This window comes from Entomohabitans teleogrylli (assembly GCF_001484765.1).
Taxonomy (GTDB): Bacteria; Pseudomonadota; Gammaproteobacteria; order Enterobacterales; family Enterobacteriaceae; genus Entomohabitans; species Entomohabitans teleogrylli.
On sequence record NZ_LLXO01000127.1, the window covers coordinates 1 to 332 of the forward strand.

1 protein-coding gene is annotated in these 332 nt (G+C 54.2%); it reads left to right on the top strand.

Annotation, left to right across the window (positions count from 1 at the left end; translation table 11 throughout):
• Positions 1–104 precede the first annotated feature (104 nt).
• A partial coding sequence (locus AQ981_RS28375) for a fimbrial protein (protein WP_476701396.1) occupies positions 105–332 on the top strand: 228 nt, incomplete at its 3' end.

Below are 332 nucleotides of genomic sequence, written 5' to 3' on the forward strand. Positions count from 1 at the left end.
TTTATCTGCGGCGCTGATCAAGCAGAACGGCGTCACCCTGAGTGGGGGAGCCTTCCGGGTGATGGCCTCCCTGGTAGTGGAATACCAGTAAACGGATATCTGAAATGGATAATAAAAGACAACGGCTGTCGTGGATTTCCCTGCTCCTGTTACCCGCCATGGTCAGCGCGGCAGATCCGGAGAATCTGGAATTTATCGGTACCCTGGTGGAGCCACCGGCCTGCACCATCAGCGAAGGTGGCCCGGTGTATGTCGACTTTGGCGATGTACGGATAAAAAAAGTGGTCGACGGTAATTATCGTAAACCGGTGCCGTTAACCCTGAAGTGCGAG